The sequence below is a fragment of the Endozoicomonas sp. SESOKO3 genome, from assembly GCF_024606255.1.
Genome location: NZ_JAHHPR010000287.1, coordinates 1 through 1,544, shown reverse-complemented (window position 1 = coordinate 1,544; position 1,544 = coordinate 1). Strand labels below are relative to the sequence as shown.

At 51.0% G+C, this 1,544-nt stretch carries 1 protein-coding gene; it reads right to left on the bottom strand.

Annotation, left to right across the window (positions count from 1 at the left end):
* Positions 1-1,544, bottom strand: a 1,544-nt coding sequence (locus KDK18_RS05260; protein WP_257253712.1) for a hypothetical protein, incomplete at both ends; no start/stop codon positions are given.

Below are 1,544 nucleotides of genomic sequence, written 5' to 3'. Positions count from 1 at the left end.
CCTGAGGATGTTTATACCAACGCTCAGTGAAGTCGGTGGCCTCGAAAAAAGCGTTTAGCTGCTCCAGCGACCAGTTCTTGATCATAAAACCGTTACCGATGAGACTGAATTCCGGTTTTGGCAATGTCATGGTTCCACTACCGGAAAGTATCGTCAGCTGTTGCTTTTCAAACTTATACTCAGGTACCTGTTCAAGCTCAATCAGCATGGCGGCTATAAAGAGCCACAGCCGCTTCTGTCCTTCCATGACCGCATCACCTTTGATAACCACCCCTTTGCCACCGGTGCCGGCCACCTGCGATGAAAAGCAAAGGTTCGGTATCTGTTGGTGGTCAGTCAGGTAATGGTGTGCCAGCAGCAGCCCTTCCAATATAAGCTCCTGTTCTTTTACCTGAAGGGCATTGGAGGTCTGTCGGGCAATACAGGCCTCCAGAAAATCCTGCATTTTTTGTGGCTTGAATGTCTGGTGTATCCGGTACAGTTGGTGAGTCCCGGGGACAGTGTCGAAGAAGCTGTCGAGCTTTTGGGCAAAGTCTGAGCGCTTGGCCTCTGGCTGCAACCAGATAAGCTCCAGCATCATTGCTTTACTTCGTTTCAGGGGGTATCGCTGACCAAGTCTTTCCCGAAGTGGCTTCAATGCCTCCCATTGCTCTTTGTTCGGGGCAGGACTCAGGTTTTTGCACACTCTGATGTACTCCAGACACTCGGGTTCAGGAAGCTTCGTCAGGGCAAGCTTTATGGTTTCCAAGGGGGCGGAAAGGGAGAGTGCCTTAGTGAGCAAGTCTTGGTCTTGCGGTTTTTCATTTTTCCTTTTCAGCCAGAAATGTACGCCTGCACCACCATGGTTGTAAAGCGTCGGTATCAACGATCTCAGCGCAGAAAGTACTTGGGTTCTTTCATTGTGGGCGTTTGTGAAAGCGGTCAGGTATTGTTCAAACTCTGCCATCGTCATACGCCATTTGTTAGGAGCAGAACAGAACAGCGCCAGGACTTTCATGGTCTGTGCAATGGTTATACGCCACTTTTTAGGAGCCGAACTGAACAGCGGCAATGAGTTCATTGCATCGTCTTCTTCCTGCTCATCATCGGAGTCATCAATGTCGTAGTCAATGTCTCCGGAGAGTTCCAGAAGATCTGGAAGGCGTAAGCGAAATAACCTCTCATTGGCTGCCAACTCCCTATGCCCGGGTAACCCGGACTTGCATAACACTCGGCTGGCCATCTTCAGGAAAAGCTTCTTGTCACCCCGGGGCAGCCATTGAACAAAGGCTATTACGTCCGCCTCTACCGGGAAGCCTTTACCATAATACATGGCGGCAACGTGTCCAAGCAGCTCCCGGTGGACTGGTTTGTCTTTAACAGCAGCATCCTGACCTGGCTGCCAGCCCTCTTTCAGGCAGGGCATAGTAATGAAGGCTTTCACTTGCTCCCTGGTCGGGAAGCCCAGACGATAATTCATGTAGATGATGTGCATGAATAGTTTCCGGTCGATCGGGCTGTCTTTAACGGCCTCGTCGCAGCCCGGCTGCCAACCCACTTTCAGG